The sequence below is a fragment of the Sinorhizobium sp. 22678 genome, from assembly GCF_052044265.1.
Lineage (GTDB): Bacteria > Pseudomonadota > Alphaproteobacteria > Rhizobiales > Rhizobiaceae > Sinorhizobium > Sinorhizobium meliloti_A.
In genome coordinates this window covers 393,772-417,674 of the sequence record NZ_JBQEMS010000003.1, presented here as the reverse complement: position 1 = coordinate 417,674, position 23,903 = coordinate 393,772, and the positions used below count along the sequence as shown (strand labels likewise).

The 23,903-nt window shown below is 63.1% G+C and carries 21 protein-coding genes; 12 read left to right on the top strand and 9 right to left on the bottom strand.

The features are described from left to right. Positions 1 to 17: 17 nt before the first annotated feature. The gene (locus tag ACTJKL_RS07460) at positions 18 to 857 is read right to left on the bottom strand and encodes an inositol monophosphatase family protein (RefSeq protein ID WP_275599629.1); all 840 of its coding nucleotides are present in this window, start codon (positions 855 to 857) and stop codon (positions 18 to 20) included. A gap of 397 nt (positions 858 to 1,254) precedes the next feature. On the opposite strand from ACTJKL_RS07460, the gene ACTJKL_RS07455 reads away from it, so the two are divergent. Both ACTJKL_RS07455 and ACTJKL_RS07450 read left to right on the top strand, forming a co-directional pair. After that, entirely contained in the window at positions 1,255 to 2,286 is a 1,032-nt protein-coding gene (locus ACTJKL_RS07455; protein WP_440852584.1) for a four-carbon acid sugar kinase family protein, read from the top strand. Positions 2,287 to 2,289: 3 nt separating this feature from the next. Further along, entirely contained in the window at positions 2,290 to 2,991 is a 702-nt protein-coding gene (locus ACTJKL_RS07450) for a FadR/GntR family transcriptional regulator (protein ID WP_003532059.1), read from the top strand. Positions 2,992 to 3,050: 59 nt separating this feature from the next. Here ACTJKL_RS07450 and ACTJKL_RS07445 read toward each other — a convergent pair whose 3' ends face one another. The 3 genes from ACTJKL_RS07445 to ACTJKL_RS07435 are packed head-to-tail and all read right to left on the bottom strand — an operon-like array spanning position 3,051 to position 6,306. Next, entirely contained in the window at positions 3,051 to 4,157 is a 1,107-nt protein-coding gene (locus ACTJKL_RS07445; RefSeq protein ID WP_440852583.1) for an iron-containing alcohol dehydrogenase family protein, read from the bottom strand. Beyond that, positions 4,154 to 5,119 carry a 4-hydroxythreonine-4-phosphate dehydrogenase PdxA gene (pdxA, locus tag ACTJKL_RS07440; RefSeq protein ID WP_275599622.1) on the bottom strand — a complete coding sequence of 322 codons (966 nt, stop codon included), beginning with the start codon at positions 5,117 to 5,119 and terminating at the stop codon, positions 4,154 to 4,156. The genes ACTJKL_RS07445 and pdxA overlap by 4 nt, the downstream gene beginning before the upstream one ends. Further along, complete coding sequence (locus ACTJKL_RS07435; protein ID WP_440852582.1) at positions 5,119 to 6,306, bottom strand: sialidase family protein; 1,188 nt, start codon at positions 6,304 to 6,306, stop codon at positions 5,119 to 5,121. The genes pdxA and ACTJKL_RS07435 overlap by 1 nt, the downstream gene beginning before the upstream one ends. Before the next feature lie 316 nt (positions 6,307 to 6,622). Between ACTJKL_RS07435 and ACTJKL_RS07430 the strand changes: the two genes are divergently transcribed. From ACTJKL_RS07430 to ACTJKL_RS07410, 5 genes are all read left to right on the top strand, one after another. Beyond that, positions 6,623 to 8,122, top strand: a complete 1,500-nt coding sequence (locus ACTJKL_RS07430; RefSeq protein ID WP_440852581.1) for an ABC transporter substrate-binding protein — start codon at positions 6,623 to 6,625, stop codon at positions 8,120 to 8,122. Positions 8,123 to 8,205: 83 nt separating this feature from the next. Further along, positions 8,206 to 9,120, top strand: a complete 915-nt coding sequence (locus ACTJKL_RS07425; protein ID WP_003532054.1) for an ABC transporter permease — start codon at positions 8,206 to 8,208, stop codon at positions 9,118 to 9,120. Positions 9,121 to 9,134: 14 nt separating this feature from the next. Continuing rightward, positions 9,135 to 10,058, top strand: a complete 924-nt coding sequence (locus tag ACTJKL_RS07420) for an ABC transporter permease (protein WP_440852580.1) — start codon at positions 9,135 to 9,137, stop codon at positions 10,056 to 10,058. Further along, complete coding sequence (locus ACTJKL_RS07415; protein WP_440852579.1) at positions 10,051 to 11,697, top strand: ABC transporter ATP-binding protein; 1,647 nt, start codon at positions 10,051 to 10,053, stop codon at positions 11,695 to 11,697. The genes ACTJKL_RS07420 and ACTJKL_RS07415 overlap by 8 nt, the downstream gene beginning before the upstream one ends. Beyond that, positions 11,697 to 12,578 (top strand): dihydrodipicolinate synthase family protein, encoded by an 882-nt coding sequence (locus tag ACTJKL_RS07410; RefSeq protein WP_440852578.1) that lies wholly within the window; start codon positions 11,697 to 11,699, stop codon positions 12,576 to 12,578. The genes ACTJKL_RS07415 and ACTJKL_RS07410 overlap by 1 nt, the downstream gene beginning before the upstream one ends. A gap of 15 nt (positions 12,579 to 12,593) precedes the next feature. Here ACTJKL_RS07410 and ACTJKL_RS07405 read toward each other — a convergent pair whose 3' ends face one another. Continuing rightward, positions 12,594 to 13,088: a DUF2243 domain-containing protein gene (locus ACTJKL_RS07405; protein ID WP_440852577.1), complete on the bottom strand. Its 495-nt coding sequence runs from the start codon at positions 13,086 to 13,088 to the stop codon at positions 12,594 to 12,596. A gap of 311 nt (positions 13,089 to 13,399) precedes the next feature. Between ACTJKL_RS07405 and ACTJKL_RS07400 the strand changes: the two genes are divergently transcribed. The 5 genes from ACTJKL_RS07400 (at position 13,400) to ACTJKL_RS07380 (ending at position 18,954) form a co-directional block, all read left to right on the top strand. Next, positions 13,400 to 14,326, top strand: coding sequence for an amidohydrolase family protein (locus ACTJKL_RS07400; protein ID WP_018095905.1), 927 nt, complete (start codon positions 13,400 to 13,402; stop codon positions 14,324 to 14,326). Positions 14,327 to 14,365: 39 nt separating this feature from the next. Further along, complete coding sequence (locus ACTJKL_RS07395) at positions 14,366 to 15,307, top strand: amidohydrolase family protein (RefSeq protein WP_440852576.1); 942 nt, start codon at positions 14,366 to 14,368, stop codon at positions 15,305 to 15,307. Between the two features lie 140 nt (positions 15,308 to 15,447). After that, the gene (locus ACTJKL_RS07390) at positions 15,448 to 16,821 is read left to right on the top strand and encodes a UbiD family decarboxylase (protein WP_440852575.1); all 1,374 of its coding nucleotides are present in this window, start codon (positions 15,448 to 15,450) and stop codon (positions 16,819 to 16,821) included. A gap of 30 nt (positions 16,822 to 16,851) precedes the next feature. Continuing rightward, positions 16,852 to 17,484 carry a UbiX family flavin prenyltransferase gene (locus ACTJKL_RS07385; RefSeq protein ID WP_440852574.1) on the top strand — a complete coding sequence of 211 codons (633 nt, stop codon included), beginning with the start codon at positions 16,852 to 16,854 and terminating at the stop codon, positions 17,482 to 17,484. Positions 17,485 to 17,562: 78 nt separating this feature from the next. Continuing rightward, entirely contained in the window at positions 17,563 to 18,954 is a 1,392-nt protein-coding gene (locus ACTJKL_RS07380) for a nucleobase:cation symporter-2 family protein (protein ID WP_440852573.1), read from the top strand. Positions 18,955 to 19,164: 210 nt separating this feature from the next. Here the strand turns inward: ACTJKL_RS07380 and ACTJKL_RS07375 are convergent, their stop codons facing one another. The 4 genes from ACTJKL_RS07375 to ACTJKL_RS07360 are packed head-to-tail and all read right to left on the bottom strand — an operon-like array spanning position 19,165 to position 23,874. Beyond that, on the bottom strand, positions 19,165 to 20,214 hold the full coding sequence (locus ACTJKL_RS07375; protein ID WP_440852572.1) for a CobW family GTP-binding protein: 1,050 nt from the start codon (positions 20,212 to 20,214) through the stop codon (positions 19,165 to 19,167). Then, complete coding sequence (locus tag ACTJKL_RS07370) at positions 20,214 to 22,532, bottom strand: xanthine dehydrogenase family protein molybdopterin-binding subunit (protein ID WP_440852571.1); 2,319 nt, start codon at positions 22,530 to 22,532, stop codon at positions 20,214 to 20,216. Before ACTJKL_RS07370 ends, ACTJKL_RS07375 begins: the two co-directional genes overlap by 1 nt. After that, positions 22,529 to 23,014 (bottom strand): (2Fe-2S)-binding protein, encoded by a 486-nt coding sequence (locus tag ACTJKL_RS07365; protein WP_100670864.1) that lies wholly within the window; start codon positions 23,012 to 23,014, stop codon positions 22,529 to 22,531. Before ACTJKL_RS07365 ends, ACTJKL_RS07370 begins: the two co-directional genes overlap by 4 nt. Further along, positions 23,011 to 23,874, bottom strand: a complete 864-nt coding sequence (locus tag ACTJKL_RS07360) for an FAD binding domain-containing protein (RefSeq protein ID WP_324764357.1) — start codon at positions 23,872 to 23,874, stop codon at positions 23,011 to 23,013. Before ACTJKL_RS07360 ends, ACTJKL_RS07365 begins: the two co-directional genes overlap by 4 nt. Positions 23,875 to 23,903 lie beyond the last annotated feature (29 nt).

Sequence of the window (23,903 nt, the reverse complement as noted above, 5' to 3'; positions counted from 1 at the left end):
GCCGGTCCGCGCGCTGCTCAGGCCGGAGCCGTCTGCCGGTCCGTCGGCATCGCATATGCGGCCAGGGGTATGTTCGAGGCGCGGCTCGTGTCCGATGCGAGGCCGGGCGCCACGGCAAGAGCCGGGCCACCGGCATCCAGGCTGCCGATCTCGAGGTATGGGCAGACGACTCCGCCCGCCTCGCTCACGAGCAGAAGGCCGGCAAGGCAATCCCAGGAATTCATGTGCAGTTCAATATAGCCGTCCGAGCGGCCATCAGCGACGTAAGCGAGCGCCAATGCGCCGGAACCGGCGCGGCGAACATTGGCGCCCATCCCGAGCAGCGCTTCCATGACGCCGAGATAGGCCGTGTTCGGCACGCGCATCGACCAACCCATTTCCAGCGACGCAGCGTCGAAGCGGGCGGTTTGGGCGACCCGGATGGGAACGCCGTTCCGCGTCGCGCCCGCCCCTCGGCGCGCGAAGTAGAGCTCGTCCAGCGCCGGATTGTAGATCGCGGCGATCTCGGTCGCCCCGTTTTGGACAAAGGCGATCGAGATGCAGAAATGCGGGATGCCCCGCGCGAAATTCGCGGTGCCGTCGATGGGATCGACCACCCAGACCCGGTCGCTTATCGCTCCCCCACCCTCTTCGCCAAAGAAGCTGTCGCCCGGAAAATGCGCGGCAAGCGCGTGGCGGATATAGGCCTCGGAGGCGGCATCCACTTCGGTCAGGAAGTCCTGAGGCCCTTTCATCGAAACGTTCTGCCTGGCCTCGCCATGAAACCCTTTGAGGGTCAATGCGCCGGCTGAGCGAATGATCTCGCGACAAAGTTCTGCACGACTATCGAGGTCATCGGAATAAGGCTGTCGACTCACCGGCGCTTCCACTTCATTGCACACGCGCGCAATATTGCACACGTGTTCATCGCGTTCAAGCCCGATCGGCCAAAGTTCGCGCTCGGGATCTCGGCCTGCCTTTTTGCGGCCTACTGGACCCAACAAGCCCATTACCGACGTGGAAGGCGTGGCCGTAGGCCTCCGGACCACCTAGCCTGCATCCCCGAAGGCAATCAGCAGCTCACGCAACGGATCATTGTTGGACGTTTTCCCGCAAAGCAAGCTCTGTTCCAAGTCCGACTAGAATGGTGCCGCCAGCGCGGGAGACGAGGTGCGTTTTGCGGCATATTTGTAAATTTAAATTTGCAAATCCTTGCAATACATGTAGAAAATACGGCACGTAAGATAACAACAATCGGATTTGCAGCGTCTCCCCATGCTTGTCATTCTCGCCGATGATCTGACGGGTGCCCTTGATTCAGCTGCCCCGTTTGCGGGCCGCGGCCTTCATACGGAAGTCGCTCTCGCCCTGGACTCCGTGAATGCTGCACTGGCGGACGGACCGGACATCCTCGTCGTCAACGTGAAGTCGCGCGAGGTTTCCCCGGATGAGGCGCGCAAGGCAACATCTGACGTCCTGAAGCACGTCCCCGAAGATGCGCGGATTTTCAAGAAGGTCGACTCGCGACTGAAGGGCAGTATCGAGGCAGAACTCGACGCTACTCCTTTTTCGCGCGCTCTTGTCGCGCCGGCCATCCCCGATTTCGGCCGTATCGTGGTCGACGGCCAGGTCCGGGGGTTCGGTGTGGAGGCGCCTATCCCGGTCGCCCAAAGGCTCGGCCGGCATGCGGCTCGGGCATTGGTCCCCGATACCATGTCGCGCAAGGACATGCTCGCCGCATTGGCGAGCGCCGAGACGGCCGGCTGCGATCTCATGATCGGCGCGAGAGGTCTTGCCGATGCACTTGCCCACCGGATGACGGATAGCGAAACGCTGCCGCTGATACCGCTGCCCCGCAAGCCTATATTGATCGTCGTCGGATCGCGCGACCCGATCACCGTCGAGCAGGTCGACGTGCTGCGCGGTAACCGCCCCGCCGAGTATATCCCTGCGGTCGGAGGCAGGGTGCTGAAGCCTGGCACCCCGGCGACCGGGGCGGTGACGATCATTCAGGCGGTCGAAGGCGAGACGCCGCTCAGCCCGGCCGAGGTCTCCGCCAACCTGGCCGACAGCGTCGTTCCGGCCTTCACCGGCGCGGCCACGACCCTGCTTCTTACCGGTGGCGCAACGGCCGAGGCCGTGCTGGCAAGAATGGGCGTTTCCCGTTTCCGCCTCCTCGGCGAATGCATGCCCGGAATGGCGCTGGCCTTCGCCGACGGCCGCTATATCATCACCAAGTCCGGCGGCTTCGGCGGGCCGGATACGCTGAGCCACATCGCAAGGCAAATCACGGGGGAGGCGAGATAGACGATGGGACTGCAGGAAGGGACCCCCCGCAAGGGCCTGCCCGACATCGTGTTCGAAAGAATGCACCGCGCGATCAAGTCCGGCGCCTATAAGCCGGACGAGCGTCTGCCGACGGAGCATGAGCTGGCGACGGAGTTCGAGGTATCCCGGCCGATCGTCCGGGAGGCGCTGAAGCGCCTCAGGGACCAGGGGCTCATCTATTCCCGGCGTGGCGCGGGCAGTTTCGTGAGAGCCGTGGGCCTTCGCGAGCCGCTCGGTTTCGGCCAGCTCGAAAACGTCGCCGATCTCCTGAACTGCTATGAATTCCGGCTGACGCTGGAGCCTGCGGCGGCGGCGGCGGCAGCGCTCCGGCACGACGAGACGAGCCTCGCATCCATCCGCCGGGCACTCGAACTGCTGCGCGACGCCACCAACCGGCAATCCCACCGGGAGGATGCCGACTTCCAGTTCCATCTTGCGATCGCCCGTGCGGCCCAGAACAGCTACTTTTCGACCGCCATGGAGGCGCTGAAAGAGCACATCGCCGTGGGCATGAAGTTCCATGGCATCTCGGTGAAGCGAGAGGCCAGCGGCCTCTCCAGGGTTTTCGCCGAGCATGAGGCGATTGCCGATGCCATCGCCGCCGGCAGTGCCGAAGAGGCCCGCATGCTGATGCTGAAGCATCTGACCGGATCGCGCGACCGCCTGTTCCTGGCTTCACAGTAGAGGCAGAACCAGCCGGGGAAGGCGAAGGGAGAGAAGCATCTCCCCAATCGCAACAGGCCTTAGAACGCCGCCCGATAGATCTCCAGCACATCCGCCTCGCTCATGTCGACCGGATTGTTGTCCATCAGCCGCCGGATCGCATGCGCATCGGCGGCAAAGCGCGGCAGGTCGGCCTCCTTCGCGCCATTGGCGGCCAGAGACATCTCTATGCCGAGGCTGGCGCAGAAACCTTTCGCGGCCGACAGCAGATCACGTTGCGAGAGATCTTTGCCAAGCCCCAGGGCATCCGCGACTTCCGCCGTCTTTGCCGCGACGGCCGGCTGGTTGAAGGCGAGCACATGCGGAAAGATGATCGCATTGGCGAGGCCGTGCGGCAGATGCATCAGCGTGCCGAGCGGATAGGATATGGCGTGCCCGGCCGCCGTGTTGACGGGACCGAGGCATATGCCGCCGTAATAGGATGCCAGCATCATCCCCTCGCGCGCTTCGGTATCTTCGCCGTCGCGCACGGCACGGGCGAGATATTTGCCGACGAGGTTGAACCCCATGCGGGCGAAGCCGTCGATCATCGTATGGGCCTTGCGGTTGGTGAAGGCCTCGACGCAGTGGGCCATGGCATCCACGCCGGTCGCCGCGGTGACGGCAGGCGGCACGCTGTAGGTGAGTTGCGGATCGAGCACGGCGAGATCTGCGATCATGTGCGGACTTTCGACCGCGATCTTGATGCCCTTGTCCGGGTCGGTGATCAGCGAACGGATCCCGGCCTCAGAACCCGTCCCGGCGGTCGTCGCGACCTGCGCAAGGCGCGTGTTGCGGCCGGCCACGCGATTGGGCCCGGCGACATCGGCGAGCGATTGCTCGGAGTCCCAGAGCGACGCGACCAGCTTGGCGACATCCATCACCGAGCCGCCGCCAAGACCCACGATCAGGTCCGGGCGCGCTTTCCGCGCGGCATCCAGCGCCGCCTCGAGTGTCGCGATATCCGGTTCGCCGGGGATCGCGTCGAATAAATCGACTTTGCCCGAGAGCTTCAGGCTGTCGGCAAATCCGGACGTGACCGGCGTCGCGATCACCAGGGTGGAGCCGACCTGACCGGCCCAGGCGCCGACTTCCCCGATGCTTCCGGCGCCGACGACGAGTCGGCGCGGCTGATGGATCGTGATCATGACGCTGCCTTTCTGCTTGCCTTGCCGGCCACGAGTTTGCGCGCATAGGCGATCGCGGAATTCAGGTTGCCGTGATTGGCGATACCCTTTCCGGCAATATCGAAGGCAGTCCCGTGATCGACGGAGGTGCGGTCGATCGGAAGATCTACGGAAACATTGACCGCCGTATCGAAGGCGACCAGTTTGATCGGGATATGACCCTGGTCGTGATATTGCGCGACGACCAGATCGAAGCCTCCCGAATAGGCGCGATGGAACACGGTATCGGCGGAGATCGGGCCCTGCACATCGATGCCTTCTTCACGCGCGGCCGCCACCGCAGGCCCGATCTGATCATCGTCTTCCGTGCCGAACAAGCCGTTCTCGCCGCAATGGGGATTGATGCCGGCGACCGCGATGCGCGGGTGCTCGTAGCCGATGCGCTTCAGATGCGCGTTGCCGGCGCGGATCGTGGCAAGAACCCGCTCGGTGGTGGCGCGGCCGATCGCCTCCTTGAGCGACACATGGGTGGAGACGTGAATGACCTTTAGTCGCTCGGAGGCAAGCAGCATATAGGCGGCGCTCGATCCGGTCAGGCTGCGCAGCATGCCGGTATGGCCGTCGTAATGATGGCCCGCCCTGTTGAGTGCTTCCTTGTTGATCGGCGCCGTGACGATGCAGCCGATGTCGCCTGCCTGGGCATCGCGGACCGCGCGCTCGATGAACCGGAAGGCTGCGTCGCCTGCCACTGCCGAAAGGCTTCCCCATGCGAGCGGCGCGCCCTCGACCGGAAGGTCGACGACATAGGGCTGAAGCTCGACCGAGAGGCCAAGCGCCTCCCTGGCAGCCTCAAGCGTCGCGAGGTTGCCGTAGATGCGGGTCGCCTCCCGGTCCGCAGCCGACATCTCAGCAAGCGACCGGACCGTGATTTCCGGTCCGACGCCACAGGGATCGCCCATGGTGATGCCGATAATCTTGCTCATCAGTTTCTCCCCTCGTCGGCCCACCCGGGCGGCAGACGGACATATTTGATTGCGCGCCGATGGTAGGTGTAGGCGACGTGCAGACTGCCGTCGTCCCCTTCCAGGAGCCACGGATAGGACATTTCCTTGTTGTGTCCGTCGGTCGAATTGTTGGAAAGGCAGCTCCCCGGACCGTCCTCGATTACGATACGGTCGGGGAAGGTGCGCCCGCCGTCGGCCGACAGGCAGACGCTCACCGGCGCCCGCGGCACGCCCCAGATCGGCACGCATCCGCCTGAAGGATCGGCGTCGGGCCGGCCGTCGTCGTCTCCGAGCTCGTCGTAAAGCGATGCGCGCCGGTCGGCCGAAAGGGCCGCATTCACCGGATTGCAGATCATCGCCAACCGGCCGTCCCCGAGCCTGACGACGGCGATCGAGGAATTGTTGTTGGGCACGTCGGTCGGCGCCGGGAGGCTCCATGTCCGCCCGCCGTCGATGCTCTCGACTCGGTAGACCTGGTCCGCCTGGCGGCGGCGGAAGAAAGCCGCGTAGCGGGTGTCGCCGACAGCCACCGGGCTCATGTGCACGCAACCGATCGAACCGGCGAGGTCGGCGAGCTGCCAGCTTCGGCCGCCATCGGTCGAAATGCCGACGGCCGCATTGTCGTGACTGCCGTTCCACTTCTGACCGGGGCGCTGGATGCAGCGAAAGATCGGCAGCAGCCATGCCCCGTCATCTCTGATGACGAGCGGCGCGCGGATGAAGCAGCCGCGCGGCAGGTCGAGATAGCGCCCCTCGGAAGCGGCAAGCCTGGTCGGATCAGCGGCATCCCTCTCGATTGCGGCCATGCGGATGCGGCATTCGTCCTGGTTGCCCGAGGGCTGCGACGTGTGGAAAAGCCAGAGCCGCCCGTCGGGCGCCGTGAACAGCACCGGATTCTGCTCGGAGTGCTCGGCATCGAAACTCAGCCGCTGCGGCTCGCCCCAGTGCGCGGCGCCGGGGGCGAGCACCGACGCGAAGATCGAAATGTCGGATTTTCCCTCGAGCGTCCCACCGAACCAGGCACAGACGAGACTTCCGTCCTCGAGCCTGTGCAGAAAGGCTGCGTGGTTCTGCACCATGGGCGAGGGCAGGAGCGATTCCAATCGCCCTCCCCCGGTCTCCCGGAGCTTGCCGGTCATTGCGTTTGCGATTTCGTCAGGCGTCATGAAAGCCTCCTCATACATCGGACAATCGCGAAATTTCGAAAGTTGTCAAGTTTTCTATTTTTAGACGGCGCATTCTTACCCGCGTTCGAATGTCTACATGCTACTGTTTTTACGCTATTTTTTCTTTTTCAAAATTTTTCATTCCAGAATGACGGCGAAAACAATTTGACAAACTTGATAAGAAATCGGATGGTCTGGGCAATTCGGCGGCAGAAGGGCGCTTAGCGGCGAGGAGGCTGATTGCCGCAGCCCGCATGGAGAGAGGCGAACGAAGTCGCCGCGCCACACACGAGATCCTAGAGGGAGGAGAATGCAAATGAAAAGAACACTGATTATGGGAGCCCTGATGCTGGGCTCCGCGCTCGCCCCGGCCTTCGCGGCATCCGGGCCGATCAAGATCGTTCTGCCGGAAGAGGCGGACCTGCTCGAGCCCTGCATGGCCACGCGCTCCAATATCGGCCGCATCATCATGCAAAACGTCAGCGAGACCCTGACCGAGCTCGACCTTCGCGAGGGCAAGGGCCTGATGCCACGCCTTGCCGAGAGCTGGGAGCAGAAGGAGGATGGCAGCTGGCGCTTTCACCTGCGCAAGGGCGTGAAGTTCTCCGACGGCACCGACTTCAACGCCAAGGACGTCAAGTACAGCTTCGACCGCGTGATGAGCGACAAGAATGCCTGTGAGTCGCGCCGCTATTTCGGCGGCATGAACATCAAGATCGACGTCGTCGACGACACGACCGTCGATTTCACGGTCGATCCGGTTCAGCCGATCCTGCCGCTGCTCCTGTCGCTGCTGACGATCGTGCCGGAAGAGACGCCGATGGAATTCGTGCGCGAACCCGTGGGCACCGGCCCATACAAGCTGACCGACTGGACGCCCGGACAGCAGATCGTGCTTTCCGCCCGCGACGACTACTGGGGCGAAAAGCCCGAGGTCACCGAGGCGACCTATCTGTTCCGCGCCGATCCTGCGGTCCGCGCCGCCATGGTCCAGACCGGTGAGGCCGATCTGTCGCCGTCCATCTCGCAGACCGAGGCGACCAACCCGGCCACCGACTTCTCCTATCTCGACAGCGAGACCGTCTATCTGCGCATCGACCATAATATCGAGCCGTTGAACGACGTCCGCATCCGTCGCGCTCTGAACCTTGCAATCGACCGCGAAGCCTTCCTCGGTACGCTGGTGCCCGACAGCGCCGTCCTCGCCACCGCGATCGTTCCGCCGCCGACGCTCGGCTGGAACCCCGACGTGAAGGTCTTCCCCTACGATCCGGAGCAGGCCAAGAAGCTCATCGAAGAGGCCAAGGCCGATGGCGTCAAGGTAGACACGCCGATCACCATCATCGCGCGTACCGCGAACTTCCCGAACGTGACCGAGATCATGGAGGCCATCCAGGCGCAGCTGCAGGAGGTCGGGCTCAAGGTCGAGCTCAAATTCGTAGAAGTCGCCGAGCACGAAGTCTATTATTCGAAGCCCTTCAAGGAAGGACGCGGTCCGCAGCTGGTTGCCGCGATGCACGACAACTCGAAGGGCGACCCCTCCTTCTCGATGTTCTTCAAATACGACTCCGAAGGCACGCAGTCGGGCTTTTCCGATCCGAAGGTCGACGACCTGATCGCGCGTGCCTCGGCCGCCGTCGGAGACGAACGCGCCAAGCTCTGGTCCGAGCTCATCGCCTACGTCCATGACGACGTGGTGGCGGATGTGCTGTTGTTCCACATGGTCGGTTTCTCGCGGGTGTCCGAGCGACTGGACTTCAAGCCCACGATGGCGACGAATTCCATGCTGCAGCTCTCCGAGATCAAGATCAAATGATCTGAACCGCGGACGAGCGGCCATTCGAAATGAAACTTCCGGCGGCGGGACCCCCGCCGCCTCATGCAAAATCGAGGGCTGCCATGCTCAGATTCATCCGCCAACGTGCGCTCGCAAGCCTGATCTCGCTCATCGGCCTGATCGTCATGGTATTCTTCCTGTCCCGGATGACCGGCGACCCGGCAGCCCTGTTTCTGCCCGTCGAAGCATCCGCCGAGATGAAGGAGCAGTTCCGCGAGCTGCACGGACTGAACGATCCGATCCTCGTCCAGTTCGCCCGTTATGTGGGCGATGTCGTCACCGGCGATCTCGGCGAATCCCTGCGCAAGGCCCGCCCTGCGCTCGATGTCGTCCTCGAAGCCTTCACCTGGACGCTCTGGCTTGCCGTCATCACGATGACGCTCGTCACGGGAGCGGCGATCGTCGTCGGCTCGCTGGGTGCCTTCCGCTCCGGCGGTTTCTTCGACCGGCTGTCGTCGATGGTCTCGCTCATCGGCGCGTCGGTTCCGGATTTCTGGCTGGCGATCGTCGCCATCGTCATCTTCTCGATCAACTTCGCGATCCTGCCGACATCCGGCACCGGATCGGTCGTGCACTGGATCCTGCCGATCGCGGTTCTCTTCGTCCGCCCCTTCGGCATCATCGTCCAGGTGGTGCGCGGCTCCATGGTCAGCGCGCTGTCCTCGGCCTATGTGAAGACCGCACGGGCAAAGGGCGTGAAGTCCGGGCCGATCATCTTCATCCACGCTCTGCGCAATGCGATGCTGCCCGTCATCACCGTGGTCGGAGACCAGGCGGCAAGCTTGCTTAACGGCGCGGTCGTGGTCGAGACGATCTTCGGCTTTCCCGGCGTCGGCAAGCTCATGATCGATTCCATCCTGCAGCGCGATTTCAACGTGGTGCTGGCGGCGATCCTCGTCACGGCCATTGCGATCTTCCTCATGAACGTGCTGATCGATCTCGCCTATGCGCTGCTCGATCCTCGCATCCGGCACTGAGGAGGCGACGGACCATGGCCCTGGCAACCACCGACAATGTCATCGCCGCAGAGCCGTCCTTTCCGATACGCATGTTGCGCATGCTGCTGGCGGACAAGTTCGCGCTTTGCGCCGCGATCTTCCTTCTCGTCATCCTCGTCATAGCCGTCATCGGCCCGGCCTGGCTGGGCGACCTGGCGACGAAGCAGAACCTGCGCGGCCGCAATCTGCCGCCATTCGACTGGACACGCGCCTGGGTCTGGTGGATGGGCGCCGACGCGCTCGGCCGTCCGCTCTTCGCCCGCATCATCGTTGCGGCCCAGAACACCCTGATGGTCGCCGCCGGCGCCGTGATCCTGTCCTCGGTGATCGGCACAGTTCTCGGCCTCATCGCCGGCTTTTCCTCGCCGCGCATGAGCCAGATCATCATGCGTCTCGCCGACGTGATCATGTCCTTCCCGTCTCTGCTGATCGCGGTGATCGTGCTCTATGTGCTCGGCTCCTCGATCCTCAACCTCATGCTGGTGCTCGCCATCACCCGCATTCCGGTCTATCTGCGCACCACGCGGGCCGAAGTGCTGGAGATCCGCGAACGCATGTTCGTGCAGGCGGCCCGGGTCATGGGCGCCTCCAGCAAGCGCATCCTCTTCCGCCACATCCTGCCGGTCGTGCTGCCGACGCTGACGACGCTCGCCACCCTCGATTTCGCCTATGTCATGCTGGCGGAAAGCGCGCTGTCCTTCCTCGGCATCGGCATTCAGCCGCCGGAAATCACCTGGGGCCTGATGATCTCGCAGGGCCGGCAATATCTCACCAATGCCTGGTGGCTCTCCTTCTGGCCCGGCCTTGCCATCATTCTCACCACCATGTCGCTCAACCTGCTGTCCAACTGGATGCGGATCGCGCTCGATCCGGTACAGCGCTGGCGTCTCGAAATGAAGGGCGGCAAAAATGGCTGAACATCTGCTCGAGGTCCGTAACCTCTCCGTCGAGTTCCACACCGCGACCGGCGTGGTCCATGCGGTGAAGTCTATCTCCTATCACCTCGACAAGGGAGAGACCCTCGCGATCCTCGGCGAAAGCGGTTCCGGCAAGTCCGTCTCCTCCTCGGCGATTATGAACCTCATCGACATGCCGCCTGGCCGCATCAGCGCCGGCGAAATCCTGCTCGACGGCAGGGACCTGCTGACAATGCCTGCCGAGGAACGGCGCGAGGTCAACGGCCGCCGGGTCGCCATGATCTTTCAGGATCCGCTCAGCCATCTCAATCCGGTCTACAGCGTCGGCTGGCAGATCTCGGAAGCCATGACCACGCACGGGCTCGCCGGCAGCAAGGCGCGCGAAGAGGCGCTGCGGCTCCTTCGCCGCGTCGGGATTCCCGAGCCCGAGCGGGCAATGCGCAAATATCCGCACGAATTCTCCGGCGGTCAGCGCCAGCGCGTCATGATCGCCATGGCGCTGGCGCTCCGGCCGGACCTCCTGATCGCCGACGAACCGACCACCGCGCTCGACGTGACCGTGCAGGCGGAAGTGCTGAAGCTTCTGAAGGAGCTGCAGCGCGAAACGGGCATGGCGGTGCTGATCATCACCCACGATCTCGGCGTCGTCTCCGAGATCGCCGACCGGGTCGTCGTGATGGAAAAGGGCGCCATCGTCGAAGCGGGAACCGTGCGCGAGATCTACAAGAACCCGCAGCATCCGTACACGCAGAAGCTCATCGCCGCCGCCCCCGGCAAGGGCGCGATGCACGAACCCGGCGCGCGCGCCGAACCCCTGCTCAGCGTGCGCGACGTGCGCAAGACCTACGGCTCCTTCGAAGCGCTGAAGGGCATCTCGTTCGATCTCATGCCCGGCGAGACAATGGCTGTCGTCGGAGAAAGCGGCTCCGGCAAATCGACGCTTGCCCGGGCCCTCTTGCGTCTCGACGAGCCGGATGGCGGCACGGCGCTCTGGAAGGGCCGCGACCTGTTCGCGCTTTCGCCGGCTGAGCTCTACAAGCTCAGGCGCGACCTCCAGATGGTGTTCCAGGACCCGACCCAATCGCTCAACCCGCGCATGACGGTCTCCCAGCTGATCTCCGAGGCCTGGGTCATCCATCCGGACATCCTGCCCAAGGCGAAATGGCGTGAACGCGTCGCGGAGCTCCTGGTGCAGGTCGGCCTTTCGGCCGAACACATGAGCCGCTATCCGCACCAGTTTTCAGGCGGCCAGCGCCAGCGAATCGCCATTGCCCGGGCGCTTGCGCTCGAGCCGCAGCTGATCATCTGCGACGAGGCCGTTTCCGCGCTCGACGTCTCCGTCCAGGCGCAGGTGATCGAGCTTCTCGACAGGCTGCGCCGCGAGATGGGGATCGCCTTCATCTTCATCGCCCATGACCTGCCGGTCGTTCGCGATTTCGCCGATTACGTCATGGTCATGCAGCAGGGAGAGGTCGTCGAGCTCGGCACCGTCCGCGAGGTCTTCGATACCCCGCGGCAGGCCTATACCCGCGCCCTTCTCGCGGCCAGCCTCGATCCCGATCCGGATGCAAAGGCCGGCCACCTCGCATCGGTGCCGGCCGAGGCTGCCGACATTCCCATCCCAAAGCGGAGTCACTGATGTCCAAGAAAGCCTTCGTCGCCCTCGTCACCTGCTTCAACGAGGACGAGACCATCAATTACGAGGCGACCCGCGCCCAGGTGCGCCGTCAGGTCGCCGCCGGCAACAATATCATGTGCGCCGGCACCAATGGCGATTTCACTGCGCTCACGCACGAGGAGAAGATCCGGCTCACCGAGGAAGTGGTCGACGAGGTCGGCGGCCGCGTCGATGTCATCGTCAATGCCGGCATGCCCGCGACCTTCGAGACACTGCAGCTCGCGCGCGCCTTCGACCGCATCGGCGTCAGCGGCATCGCCGTCATCACGCCCTTCTTCATCGCCTGTACGCAGGACGGCCTGATCCGGCACTTCTCGACGGTCGCCGATGCCGTCGAGACCCCCGTCTATCTCTATGACATTCCCTCCCGCACCCAGAACCATATCGAGCCGGAGACGGCTCTGAAGCTTGCCTCGCACGGCAATATCGCCGGGATCAAGGATTCCGGCGGTGCGCAGGATACGCTCGAGGCCTATCTGCAGGTGGCGCACGACGTGCCGGGCTTCGAAGTCTATTCCGGGCCCGACCATCTGGTTCTCTGGTCGCTGCAGAACGGTGCGGCCGGCTGTATTTCCGGCCTCGGCAATGCAATGCCGGAGGTCCTCGCCGGCATTCTCAGCGCGTTCAACAACGGGAACATTGCCGAGGCGGAACGCCAGCAGGCACTCTACACCGCCTTCCGCACCGAACTTTACGCCCTCGGCTTCCCGCCGGCCCTGGTCAAGCGCTCGCTTTACCTGCAGGATCCCTCCGTCGGGGCCTCCCGCCAGCCGGCGCTGCTTCCGAGCGAGGAGCAGGACGCAAGCATTCGGGAGATTCTGGTGCGACACCGGCTGTTGTGAGGCGCCCCGAGCCGTTCATCTCGAACGCTCTCGTTTACCGGACCTGTACAGGACCCATCCGGCAATCAGCATCGAGGCTCCCCAGAGCAGAAAGCCTGTGTCCCAGTAGACCCATTGGTCGCGCGGCACGGTCTCGTTGACGTGATGCAGGCCGAGAATCTGGTGGTTGACGGTGCCCTCGATCAGGTTGAGGGCGCCGAAACCGATCAGAAAGCTGCCACCCATAAGCCTGGCCGACCAGAACCGATGGCTTCTCCGCCCACGGCGCCACAGGACGATCAGGCCCAGCACGACGAAGACGTATGTGGCCACATGGAAGAGGCCGTCGAAGAACGTATTCAATCTCAGATTTTCGAGGCTGTCGGGGGGAAAGCCTGCGCTGCTCAGCATGTGATGCCACTGCAGCACCTGATGCAGAACGATGCCGTCGAAGAAGCCCCCGAGCCCCAGCCCCAGGAGTATCCCGGCCGCAGCGGGAAATTCTCCGTTTTCTTTTGCGGTGTCGTCCAATATCTGTACTCCGCTCAGCAACCACTCACAGAATGCATTCTTTCGAAATATTTATTAATTGATCAGTTTGATGAAATGTACTTTTCATTCCGCCTAAGCTGTCTTAATATTCTCCACGTCAGTAGAAGCGGTCAGCCGCGTTAGTATCTCACGATACAACATCCGGTCGGGAATTGCTGGCATGCGATCGCGCAGACCGCAGCCCGACGGATCTTTCTGACCTCGCCTTCAGCAAAGTTGACGTCGAACTCCGGGGCGCTTCGCTCACGGACAATCCGTGAATTGGATTGACGGCAACTTTGGAGAGACTGATGATTATCGACATTAGCTGCTACCCGACCAAGATTGTGGATCTGGCCTGGCGGCACGATGGCGAGCCTTTTACAGGTGAGCGCCTCCTCAAGATGATGGACGGCCCTTATTATGTGAACGGGAAGCCGCGCCGCATCGACAAAGCTTTCATCCAGCCCCCGCAGGGCAACACCATTTACACCGACGGCTACGGCGATCTGACCGGCAAGGCGGCGATCCGGGACTACATGTCCTACACCGTCGAGCTCGTTCAGAAATATCCGGACCGCTTCCTCGGCTGTTTCGTCTACAATCCGCGCTACGGCACCCAGAACGGCGCCGAAGAAATCGAGCACCACGCCAAGGAATACGGCTTCAAGATGGTGCAGCTTCAGGCGAACATGCACGCCTACCGCCCCGACCGGGCGCTCGACTGGCTGCGACCCGCGATGCGGAAATGCGCCGATCTCGGCCTCATCGTAAAGGTGCATACCGGCGACGGCCCCTACAGCATCCCGACCGAATTCTATCCGATCATTCGAGAGTTTCCGTCGGTCAATTTCGTCCTCGGGCACTTCGGCGTGCAGACGGGGGGCGTCTATGTCTTCGAGCCGTTCCAGATGGCGATGGATGCGCCGAACATCTATGTCGAATCCGGCTGGTGCCTGCAGTCGCGCATCGTCGAATTCGCCAAGGAGCTGCCGAAGCACAAGATCCTGTTCGGCACCGACACGCCCCCGAACGAGCCGGGAATGTGGCTGCGCCTTCTCGAGGTGCTGTGCCACGAGCCGCCCCAGGGGCTGAACCTCGACGAGGATACGCTCGAGGACTACCTCGGCAACAACATCGCCCGGATGATCGGTCTCGATCCGACGCCGCCGCCGCGCAGCCTGGAGGAGGCACAGGCCCGCCTCAAGGGCACCCATGCCAGCCTTCAGCCGGCATGAGCCTTCCGCACGCGCGTTTCATGAAATCGGAGAAATAGCATGATCATCGATACCCACCTCCACCCGACCAATCTGGTCGACGAGGCATGGCGCCACACCGGCACGCCCTTCAACGGCGAGCGCATGCTGAAACTGATGGACGGACCCTATATGATCAACGGCAAGCCTCGCCGGATCGACATGGGCTTCATCCAGCCGCCGCCCGGCAATACAGGCTATCGCGACGGCAACCGCATGGGCCGCGAAGGCATCCGCGATTACATGGCGTATATCGCCGAACTTTGCCAAAAATACCCGGACCGCTTCATCGGCAACTTCAACTACAATCCCCGCTGGGGGCCGGAGAACGGCGCGGCCGAGCTCGAATTCCATGTCAAGGAATACGGCTTCAAGATGCTGAAGCTGCATGCCAACATGCATGGTTACCGGCCCGACCGGGCCCTCGATTGGCTTCGCCCAGCGATGAAGAAGTGCGCGGAACTCGGAGTGGTCGTGCTCATCCACACCGGTGACGGGCCCTACACCATTCCGACGATGTTCTATCCGATCATTCGCGAGTTCCCGATGGTCAATTTCATCATCGGGCATTTCGGGATCCAGACCGGGGGCAACTACTCGTTCGAGTCTTTCTGGATGGCGATGGATACACCCAACGTCTACTGCGAGTCCGGTTGGTGCTTCCAATCCCGAATCGTCGAATTCGCGAAAGAGCTGCCGAAACACAAGATCGTCTTCGGTACGGACTCGCCGCCAAACGAACCCGGCATGTGGCTGCGCGAGCTCGAGGTTCTCTGCCACGAACCGCCCCACGGCCTCGGGCTTTCCGAGGACGATCTCGAGGGCTATCTCGGCAACAACATCGCCAAGCTCGTCGGCATCGACCCGACCCCTCCGCCACACAATCTCGAGGAAGCTCAGGCGCGCCTGACCGATACCTATGCGGGTCTGAGGCGAGAGGAGCGCCAGCCTACTCCTGCCTGATCGGCCCCGGTCGATCCCCAGTCAGAGCGGGATTCGGGCGGAACATCGCTCGCATTTTCCTCATCCCGCTCCAGGGCAGCGGCTCCCTCCAAGGCCGCTGCCCGCTCATGTGAAGTAACGACACCGCGAAGGGCAGTATTATGGAGTTCGGCAGCCAGGACGTCCGCTACTTTCTCCGGGAATACCGGAGGGCGTATCCCGAAGACGTACTCACCATCGAAGACCGTATCACGGACGACCAGGACGCATCGGCGTTCATCTGGAAGCTCAACCAGCAAGGCCGGGCGCCGCTCCTGCATTTCCGCAACGTCGAGGGCGTCGGCGGCGAAGTGATCGCCAACACCTTCGGATCACGCGAGCGGATCGCCCGGATGTTCGGGACCTCCCAGGACCGGCTGCACGAAGCCTATCAGGCACGCTCGCGGCAAGCCCTGCCGCCGCGGCTGGTCGACAGCGGACCGGTGACCGAATGCGTGGAGGAGCACGACATCGATCTAGGCACGCTGCCGATGCTGAAGCACTTCGCGACTGACAGGGCGAAATACATCACCAGCGGCATAATCATCGCCGAGCACCCCGACACCGGCGCCGGCAATCTCAGCTATCACCGCGCCATGATCCATTCGAAGAACGAGCTGGCGACGAGCCTGCATTCGCGCGGACATCTGTGGCGGCTGCTCAACATGGCCAAGGACCGCGGCGAGAATCTGAAGGTGGCCATGGTCATCGGCGCGCATCCTCTCTTCATGATCGCAGCCTCGGCGCGCCTTGCGTTCGGTGAGGACGAGCGCGACGTCGCCGGCGGCCTCATCGGCGAGCCGCTCGAAGTGGTTCGGACGCCGAAATACGGCATCCGGGTTCCGGCCTATGCCGAAATCGTACTGGAAGGGGTGATCGAGCCCGAAACGCAGGTTGCCGAAGGGCCTTTCGGAGAGTTCACGGGCTACTCGTCCGACCGATCGACGAACAATCTGTTTCGCGTCGAGACGTTGCTGCGCCGCAAGGACGCCATCCTTGTCAGCGTCGCCGGCGGCAACTCGTCCGAACATCTCAATCTCGGCCGTGTTCCGCGCGAGGCGGAGATGGTGGAAAAGCTGAAGCAGCGCTTCCCCAGCGTGACGGCAGTCCACTATCCGGCATCCGGCACGCATTTTCACGCCTATGTCGCCCTCAACCAGACGAGACCCGGCGAGGCCCGCCAGATCATGCTCGGACTGCTCGGCTGGGATGCTTATCTGAAGACCGTGATCGCCGTCGATGCCGACGTGGACATAACGCGGGATTCCGACGTGCTTTGGGCCATGTCTGCCCATTTCCAGCCGCACAAGGATGTCGTCATCATCGAAGGGCTGCCCGGCAACGCGCTCGACCCTTCGGCATCCGGTATCGGTACGACGTCCCGCATGGGCCTCGACGCAACCCGCGGGCCTGATTTTCACGGCGTGCTCGCCAGGATCGACGAGGCTGCCTTCGACCGCGCTTCGGCGATTCTCGCGAAATTCGGCCGTCCTTAGAGAAATTGGCGACGCTTGGAGGTGAGAGCGATGAAGGCGGACCGGGAACAGAGGAAGCGGATCATCGTCGGCATCAGCGGCGCCTCCGGCGTGATATACGGCATCCGGCTCCTGGAGATCCTGCGGGATCTGGACATTGAGACGCACCTCGTGATGAGCCGTGCCGCCCAGATCACGCTGGCGATGGAAACCGACTTCAAGGTCGCCGACGTCGAAGCCCTCGCCTGCTGCGTCCATTCCAACAAGGACATCGGCGCCTCGTGCTCCAGCGGTTCTTTCCGCACGCTGGGGATGATCGTTGCACCCTGCTCGATCAAGACCCTGTCGGAAATCGCGACCGGCGTAACTTCCGGCTTACTGTCCCGGTCGGCGGATGTAACGCTGAAGGAACGCCGCCGGCTGGTTCTCATGCTGCGCGAAACGCCATTGCACATCGGCCATATTCGTTCGATGGCCCAGGCGACGGAGGCGGGGGCGATCATCTGTCCCCCCGTCCCGGCCTTCTATGCCCGTCCGCAGACGCTGGACGAGATGGTCAATCATACCGTGGCACGCGTCCTTGATCTGTTCGATATCGATACCGGGCTCGCACATCGCTGGAGCGGGCGGCGCGCTGCCGTCCCTTCCCGCCCACGTGAAGATATCGAGGTGAAGATGAGGTGAGGAATACCGCCCGTTCGCCGGCCGGAGGAGGGTCGGGGTTCGGCGTCAGGCTCTTGGAAAAATAATGGGAGGAGCGAAATGAATACGGACTCGAAGTGCGATGCTATCGAAGAAATGTTTCCCGTGCCGAAACTGGCGGCGCTCGGCCTGCAGCATGTCCTTGTGATGTATGCCGGTGCCATCGCGGTTCCCCTGATCATCGGCAGCGCGCTGAATCTCTCCAAGGATCAGATCGCCATGCTGATCAGCGCGGATCTTTTCTGCTGCGGCATCGTCACCCTCATCCAGTGTCTCGGCATCTGGAACGTCGGCGCGCGTCTGCCGATCATGATGGGCATCGGCTTTACCGCGGTTCCCCCGATCATCGCCACGGGCACGGATCCGGACCTCGGAATGCCCGGCGTTCTCGGTGCGGTCATCGCATCCGGCGTGTTCACGCTTCTGGCCGCCCCCTATTTCAGCCGCTGGGTTCGCTTCTTCCCGGCGGTGGTCACCGGCACGGTGATGCTGGTCATCGGCCTGTCCCTGATGCGGGTCGGAGTAAACTGGGCGGCGGGTGGTCAACCCATGATAAAAGGCCCGGACGGGCTCATTCCCAATCCGGCCTACGGTCAGCCCTTCGCTCTTGCGGTCGCTGCCATCGTGCTGGTTTCCATTCTCCTGATGACCCGCTTTCTCAAGGGATTTCTCGCGAACCTGGCCGTCCTGTTCGGCATAGGGATCGGATTTGCCATCGCTGTGGCTTTCGGAAAGGTGGATTTCCAAGGGGTTGCCGATGCGAGCTGGATCACGGTCGTGACGCCGTTCGCCTTCGGCATGCCGATATTCGACCTGTGGGCGACGGCTGCGCTCTGCACGGTCATGATCGTCATGATGATCGAAGCGACCGGCCAGATTCTGGCCGTCGGCGACATGGCAGGCCGCACGATCAGCGAAGCCGACCTGGCGCGCGGGCTGCGCACGGATGGTCTCGGCAACATTATCGGCGGGATATTCAACACCTTCACATATACCACATATGCCCAGAATGTGGGCCTGCTCCAGATCACCGGTGTGATGAGCCGCTGGGCGGTTGCAGCGGGCGGCGTGGTCCTGATCCTTCTCGGCTGCCTGCCGAAGATCGCATTCATCACCGCGTCGATACCGAGCTATGTCGTCGGGGGCGCCGCGATCGTGATGTTCGGCATGGTCTCGGCGACGGGCGTCAAGATTCTCGCCCGCGTCAACTTCGTGGACAACCGCCGCAACCTCTACATCGTCGCCGTCAGCGTCGGCCTCGCGATGATCCCGGTCGTCGCCGACAAGATCTTTGCCCAGCTGCCGGAGTTCATCGACCGGTTCTTCCACAGCGGCGTTCTCGTCGGAACCTTCTCGGCGGTGCTGCTCAACCTGCTCTTCAACGGCGTTCCTGCGCGCGAGGAGGTGCAGCCGGATTTGCTCGGTGAGGGGGCCATGCGGCATCCCGGCTAGGCGCACCCGCAAGCGAATGCACGGCATGCACTGCCCCCGGCCATGGCCGGGGGCAGTGCGGTTTTATGCAATCAACGGCGGGTGAGGTTACCCCCTTCTGCCCTCGCCTTTTCCGGCCGGTTGCGGCAAGTGGGATCCGCTGTTCCCGCTCAAACATGACAAATCCGCCGAAGCCTCCCGGCCTCGGCGGATTGGCGTCATTCCCCCGGATCAATTATCCGTATTGCCCGCCGAGGCAAGGCAAAGCTCCAGTCCTTTTTCCAGCGCCGCCCGGTCGAGGTTGCGGCCGATGAAGACCAGCTTCGTGTAGGGCATGTCCTTCCCCCAGACATGGTCCGGACGGAAGTCCATCAGCTTGTGCACCGCCTGCAGCACGAAGAAACGAGGATCGCCGGCAATCGCTATGATGCCTTTGGTCCGGAAGATGTCGTCGCCTTCCTCCCGAAGCAGGCCCGAGAGATAGTCCGTCAGGCGGCGCTGGTCGAAAGGCCGGTCGAAGACGAAGGATTCCGAGCTGACCGTCGCGTCATGCAGATGATGGTTATGGTGGTGATGATCGTGGTGGTGATGGTGATCGAGGTCGAGCAGCTTTGCGCGTTCGGCGACGTAGGACGGCGCGAAGCCGGAAATGCCGAGAATGCTCGACAGCTCCACCTTGCCGTAGCTCGAGCGTACGATTTCGGCCGTCTGGTTGAGCTTGCGCATGCCGCGCTCGAGCGGAGCGATCTCTCCTTCCGATACGAGGTCGATCTTGTTGATGATGATGCGGTCGGCGGCGACGATCTGGTCGACGGCCTGGTTGTCGCGTCCGTCCAGGACGGGATCGTCGATATGCTGCCCTATGTGCTTGGCATCGACCAGCGTCACGATGCCGTCCAACGTTACATGCTTGCCGATTTCATCATCGATGAAGAAAGCCGTCGCGACGGGGGTCGGATCGGCAAGTCCGCTGGTCTCGACCAGGATGTGGTCGAACTTGTCCTTTCGGGCAAGCAGCTTCTGCAGCACCTCTATCAAATCGTTGCGCACATCGACGAAGCAGCAGATGCAGCCGTTCTTCATCTGGTAGATCTCTTCCTCGGAGGCGAGCACGAGATCCGAGTCCACATCCACCTCGCCGAACTCGTTCTCGATCACCGCGATGCGGTGACCGTGCCGTTCCGTCAATATGTGGTTCAAAAGCGTCGTCTTTCCGGCACCGAGGAAGCCGGTTAGGATGGTAACGGGAATTTTGCTGTCCTGAGGATGTTTGGTCTGCATCACTGCCTCGTTTCGTTGGCTTTGGACTTGAGGGCGTTCAACACTTGTTCCGGCGTAATCGGGTAGTGGTGGAAGCGGACGCCGATGGCGTCGTGGATGGCGTTGGCGATGGCCGGTCCGATCGCGATGATCGGATCCTCCCCGACGCCCTTGGCACCGTAGGGACCGCCGGGGTCCGGCGCCGTTTCGAGGATGATGGTGCGGATCGACGGCATGTCCATCGACAAGGGCATTTTGTAATCGACGAAGCTCGGATTGAGGGAACGGCCATCGGTAAGGTCGATGACATAATCCTCGCTGAGGGTGTGGCCGATGCCCTGCTGAATGCCGCCCTCGATCTGTCCGGCCGCGGCGATCGGATGGATGACCCTGCCGATCTCGTGTACCGGCACGACCTCGATAACGGCGACCTCGCCGGTTTCGGTATCCACCTCGACTTCGGCGAAATGGGCGGCGAAGGAGTAGGACTTGGTCGGCATGTAGGTGCCTACGCCGACCAGTTGCACCGCCGGCATTCCCCGTTGCGGCCCGACGGCCTCGCAAAGCCGGATGCTGCGGTTCGAGCCGTTGGTGACGACCACGAAACCGTCCCGGATCGCGAGATCCTCGGGCTCGGCCTTGAGCAGGGGCGCGGCGTGTTCGAGCACTTGTCTGCGCACGTCGGCGGCTGCGAGCTGAGCCGCCCGCCCGCCGAGATAGGTCGTGTGGCTGGCGAAGGCGCCGATATCCCAGGGGACGATATCGGTGTCCCCTTGGACGACCGAGACGGCTTCGAAGGGCACGCCGAGTTCCTCGGCGACGATCTGCGACAGCGCCGTATGCGCGCCGGTGCCGAGGCCGGCGGTGCCGGTGATCAGCGTCACCGTTCCGTCCTCGTTCATCTTCACGATCGCGTTGCCCTGTTCCTTGATACCCGGATAGGCACTGGATCCGTGCATTTCGCAGCCGATCCCGATCCCGCGGCGCCTGACGCTTTCCGGCTTCTCTCGCATGCGCAAGTCGTGCCAGTTCGTCTCCTGCATGACGCGGCGGATGCAATCCCCGAGGCCATGTCCGACGATCGGGTGCCCAGAGGGTGCCATGTCGCCCTCGCGTACGGCGTTCATCAGCTTGAACTCGGCCGGATCGAAGCCGAGCTTCTCGGCCGCCTCGTCCATCATGAGGTCGAGCGCATAATATGTCTGAACGACGCCGTAGCCGCGAAAGGCGCCGGCAATCGGCGAATTGGTATAGATGCAGCGGCCTTCCAGCCGCACATTCTCGCAGCGGTAGAGCGAGGTCAGCGCTGCAGTGCCGACATTGGTGACGCCGGGACCGTGCGAGCCGTAGGCGCCGGAGTTGAAGGTGACCCTGGCTTCGCGTGCGACGATCCGGCCGTCTTTGGTGAAGCCCTGCTTCAGCCATATCTTGCCGGGGTGACGCGAGCGGCCGCCGAGGAAGGTTTCCTTGCGGCTGAACTCCATCCTGACCGGACGCCCCGTCTGCCGCGCAAGCAGGGCGCAGAGGAATTCGTTCTGGAAAAGATCCTGCTTCGCGCCGAAGCCGCCGCCCATGTGATCGACGATAACGCGTACCTTGTTCAGCGGTACGCCGAGCACTTCGGCAAGCGTGCCGCGGACCATGAATGCGCTCTGGGTCGAGGTCCACATGGTGAGTTTGCCGTTGCCGTCCCACTGGCTCACACAGACATTGGGCTCCATATAGGCCGGTGTCGGGCGGCCGAGATCGTATTCGCGCTCGAGGATAAGATCCGCCTCGGCGAAACCCTTGTCGACGTCGCCGCGGGTGACGAAGACCGGCGGCAGCACATGGTTCCGGTCGAGACCGTTCTCATGGATCGGCGGAGCGCCGGGCTCAGATGCGGCTTCGATGGTGAAAAGGCCAGGCAAGGGCTCGTACTCGATCTCGATGAGCGCGACCGCGCGTTCGGCGATTTCCTCGCTGACGGCGGCGACGGCGGCGACGCCCTCGCCCCAATATCGCACCCTGTCATCGAGAATATACTGGTCCTTGGTAACGGATGCCGAGCGCGGATGCGGCGAGCCCGCATGCAGGACGCGTGGGACGTCCTGGTGCGTCAGCACCGCCTTGACCCCCTCGAGCGCCAGCGCCTTGCTCGTGTCGATGCTCCCGATGCGCGCATGCGCGACATTGCTGCGCTTCATCTTGGCATGGAGCATGCCGGGCAAGGCGACGTCGCCTGCATATCTGGCCGTACCCGTGACCTTCTCCAGCGTATCGGACCGCTTGACGCTCTTGCCCACGACGGTGAAGTCCCGGTCGGACAGGTCTCTGTCGATCCTTTCATAGGTGTTCATAGTGTCTCCGCCTTTCTCAGTTCCTCGGCCGTGGCCCGAACAGCGTCGATGATCTTGGTGTAGCCGGTGCATCGGCAGATATTGCCGGCTAGAGCGAAGCGGATTTCGTCCTCGCTCGGGTCCGGGTTTTCGTCGAGCAGCGCCTTGGCCATCATGATGATGCCCGGTGTGCAGAAGCCGCACTGGGCACCGCCGTGCTCCATGAATTTCTGCTGCAGCAGGTGCGGCCGGTCGTAAGCCGGCTGCAGGCCTTCGATGGTCTCGATCGTCGCGCCTTCGGCCTCGACGGCGAGCACCAGACAGGCATTGACCGGCCTTCCGTCCATGATCACCGTACAGGCACCGCAGTCTCCGACGTCGCAGCCTTTCTTGGTTCCGGTGAGACTGCCTTCGTTGCGCAGCGCATCGAGCAGCGTGCGGTTGGGAGCAACCGCGAGTTCACGGGCCTCGCCGTTGACCGTCATCGAAACGAGCCGGTTCATTGTGCACCTCCCATGGCGTAGCCGATCGCCCGGCGCGTAAGCACGCCGACCATGTCGCGGCGGTAGGCCGCGCTTGCGCGCACATTGCCGATGGGAGTGGCTTCCTGCATTGCGCTTTCCGCAGCCTCGGCCAGCAGCGCCGCGTCGATCGTCCGTCCCCTGAGAAGGTCCTCGGTCCTGCGGGCGCGGATCACCGTCGGCGCGACGGCGCCGAGCGCGATGCGGATGTCCGAGCAGTGCCCGGCCGCGTGTTCGATACTGACGGCAACGCCGACGGTCGCGAGTTCCATCGCCTTGCGGCGGCCGTGCTTGATGTAGGCGCGGCCGCTCGTCGGGCGGGGCGCCGGCAGGGATATGCCGGTGACGATATCTCCGGGCGAAAGAACAGTCCGGCCGGGACCGGTGAAGAAGTCCTCCAGCAGAACGGTCCGCTCGGTGCCTCCATTATAGACGGTCAGGCTGGCACCGTCGGCGATCAGGGGCGGGATCGTATCCGCTGAGGGCGAGGCGCGACAGATGTTGCCGACCACGGTCGCCCGGTTGCGCACCTGAACCGAGCCGAGGAGGCTTACCGCCTTGGCGAGGTTCGGATAGTTGCCGATGACATGCGGCGAGGTCTCTATCTCCCGGACCGTCACCAGCGCGCCAAAGCGAAGCCCGGCGGCCGGATCATAGGTAAAATCCCTCAGGTTCTGGATCTTCTTGATGTTGACGACGTGAAGGACGCTGCGAAGCTCCTCCTTCATCTCGACCAGCAGATCGGTGCCGCCCGCGATGATGCTGGCATCCTTGCCCAGCCGCCTCAGCAGATCGCTGGCCTCCGCCAGGCTCGCCGGCTCGTAATATTCGAACGGTTTCATGCATTCCTCCTCCCAAAAAACAGCGGTCG

Excerpts from the sequence above, each read along its gene's own strand:
- ACTJKL_RS07400 (WP_018095905.1), top strand. The coding sequence starts at position 13,400 with ATGATTATCGACATTAGCTGCTACCCGACCAAGATTGTGGATCTGGCC.
- ACTJKL_RS07370 (WP_440852571.1), bottom strand. The coding sequence starts at position 22,532 with ATGAACACCTATGAAAGGATCGACAGAGACCTGTCCGACCGGGACTTC.
- ACTJKL_RS07435 (WP_440852582.1), bottom strand. The coding sequence starts at position 6,306 with ATGACGCCTGACGAAATCGCAAACGCAATGACCGGCAAGCTCCGGGAG.
- ACTJKL_RS07375 (WP_440852572.1), bottom strand. The coding sequence starts at position 20,214 with ATGCAGACCAAACATCCTCAGGACAGCAAAATTCCCGTTACCATCCTA.
- ACTJKL_RS07450 (WP_003532059.1), top strand. The coding sequence starts at position 2,290 with ATGGGACTGCAGGAAGGGACCCCCCGCAAGGGCCTGCCCGACATCGTG.
- ACTJKL_RS07455 (WP_440852584.1), top strand. The coding sequence starts at position 1,255 with ATGCTTGTCATTCTCGCCGATGATCTGACGGGTGCCCTTGATTCAGCT.
- pdxA (WP_275599622.1), bottom strand. The coding sequence starts at position 5,119 with ATGAGCAAGATTATCGGCATCACCATGGGCGATCCCTGTGGCGTCGGA.
- ACTJKL_RS07425 (WP_003532054.1), top strand. The coding sequence starts at position 8,206 with ATGCTCAGATTCATCCGCCAACGTGCGCTCGCAAGCCTGATCTCGCTC.
- ACTJKL_RS07380 (WP_440852573.1), top strand. The coding sequence starts at position 17,563 with ATGAATACGGACTCGAAGTGCGATGCTATCGAAGAAATGTTTCCCGTG.
- ACTJKL_RS07395 (WP_440852576.1), top strand. The coding sequence starts at position 14,366 with ATGATCATCGATACCCACCTCCACCCGACCAATCTGGTCGACGAGGCA.
- ACTJKL_RS07390 (WP_440852575.1), top strand. The coding sequence starts at position 15,448 with ATGGAGTTCGGCAGCCAGGACGTCCGCTACTTTCTCCGGGAATACCGG.
- ACTJKL_RS07365 (WP_100670864.1), bottom strand. The coding sequence starts at position 23,014 with ATGAACCGGCTCGTTTCGATGACGGTCAACGGCGAGGCCCGTGAACTC.
- ACTJKL_RS07430 (WP_440852581.1), top strand. The coding sequence starts at position 6,623 with ATGAAAAGAACACTGATTATGGGAGCCCTGATGCTGGGCTCCGCGCTC.
- ACTJKL_RS07385 (WP_440852574.1), top strand. The coding sequence starts at position 16,852 with ATGAAGGCGGACCGGGAACAGAGGAAGCGGATCATCGTCGGCATCAGC.
- ACTJKL_RS07360 (WP_324764357.1), bottom strand. The coding sequence starts at position 23,874 with ATGAAACCGTTCGAATATTACGAGCCGGCGAGCCTGGCGGAGGCCAGC.
- ACTJKL_RS07410 (WP_440852578.1), top strand. The coding sequence starts at position 11,697 with ATGTCCAAGAAAGCCTTCGTCGCCCTCGTCACCTGCTTCAACGAGGAC.
- ACTJKL_RS07420 (WP_440852580.1), top strand. The coding sequence starts at position 9,135 with ATGGCCCTGGCAACCACCGACAATGTCATCGCCGCAGAGCCGTCCTTT.
- ACTJKL_RS07415 (WP_440852579.1), top strand. The coding sequence starts at position 10,051 with ATGGCTGAACATCTGCTCGAGGTCCGTAACCTCTCCGTCGAGTTCCAC.
- ACTJKL_RS07445 (WP_440852583.1), bottom strand. The coding sequence starts at position 4,157 with ATGATCACGATCCATCAGCCGCGCCGACTCGTCGTCGGCGCCGGAAGC.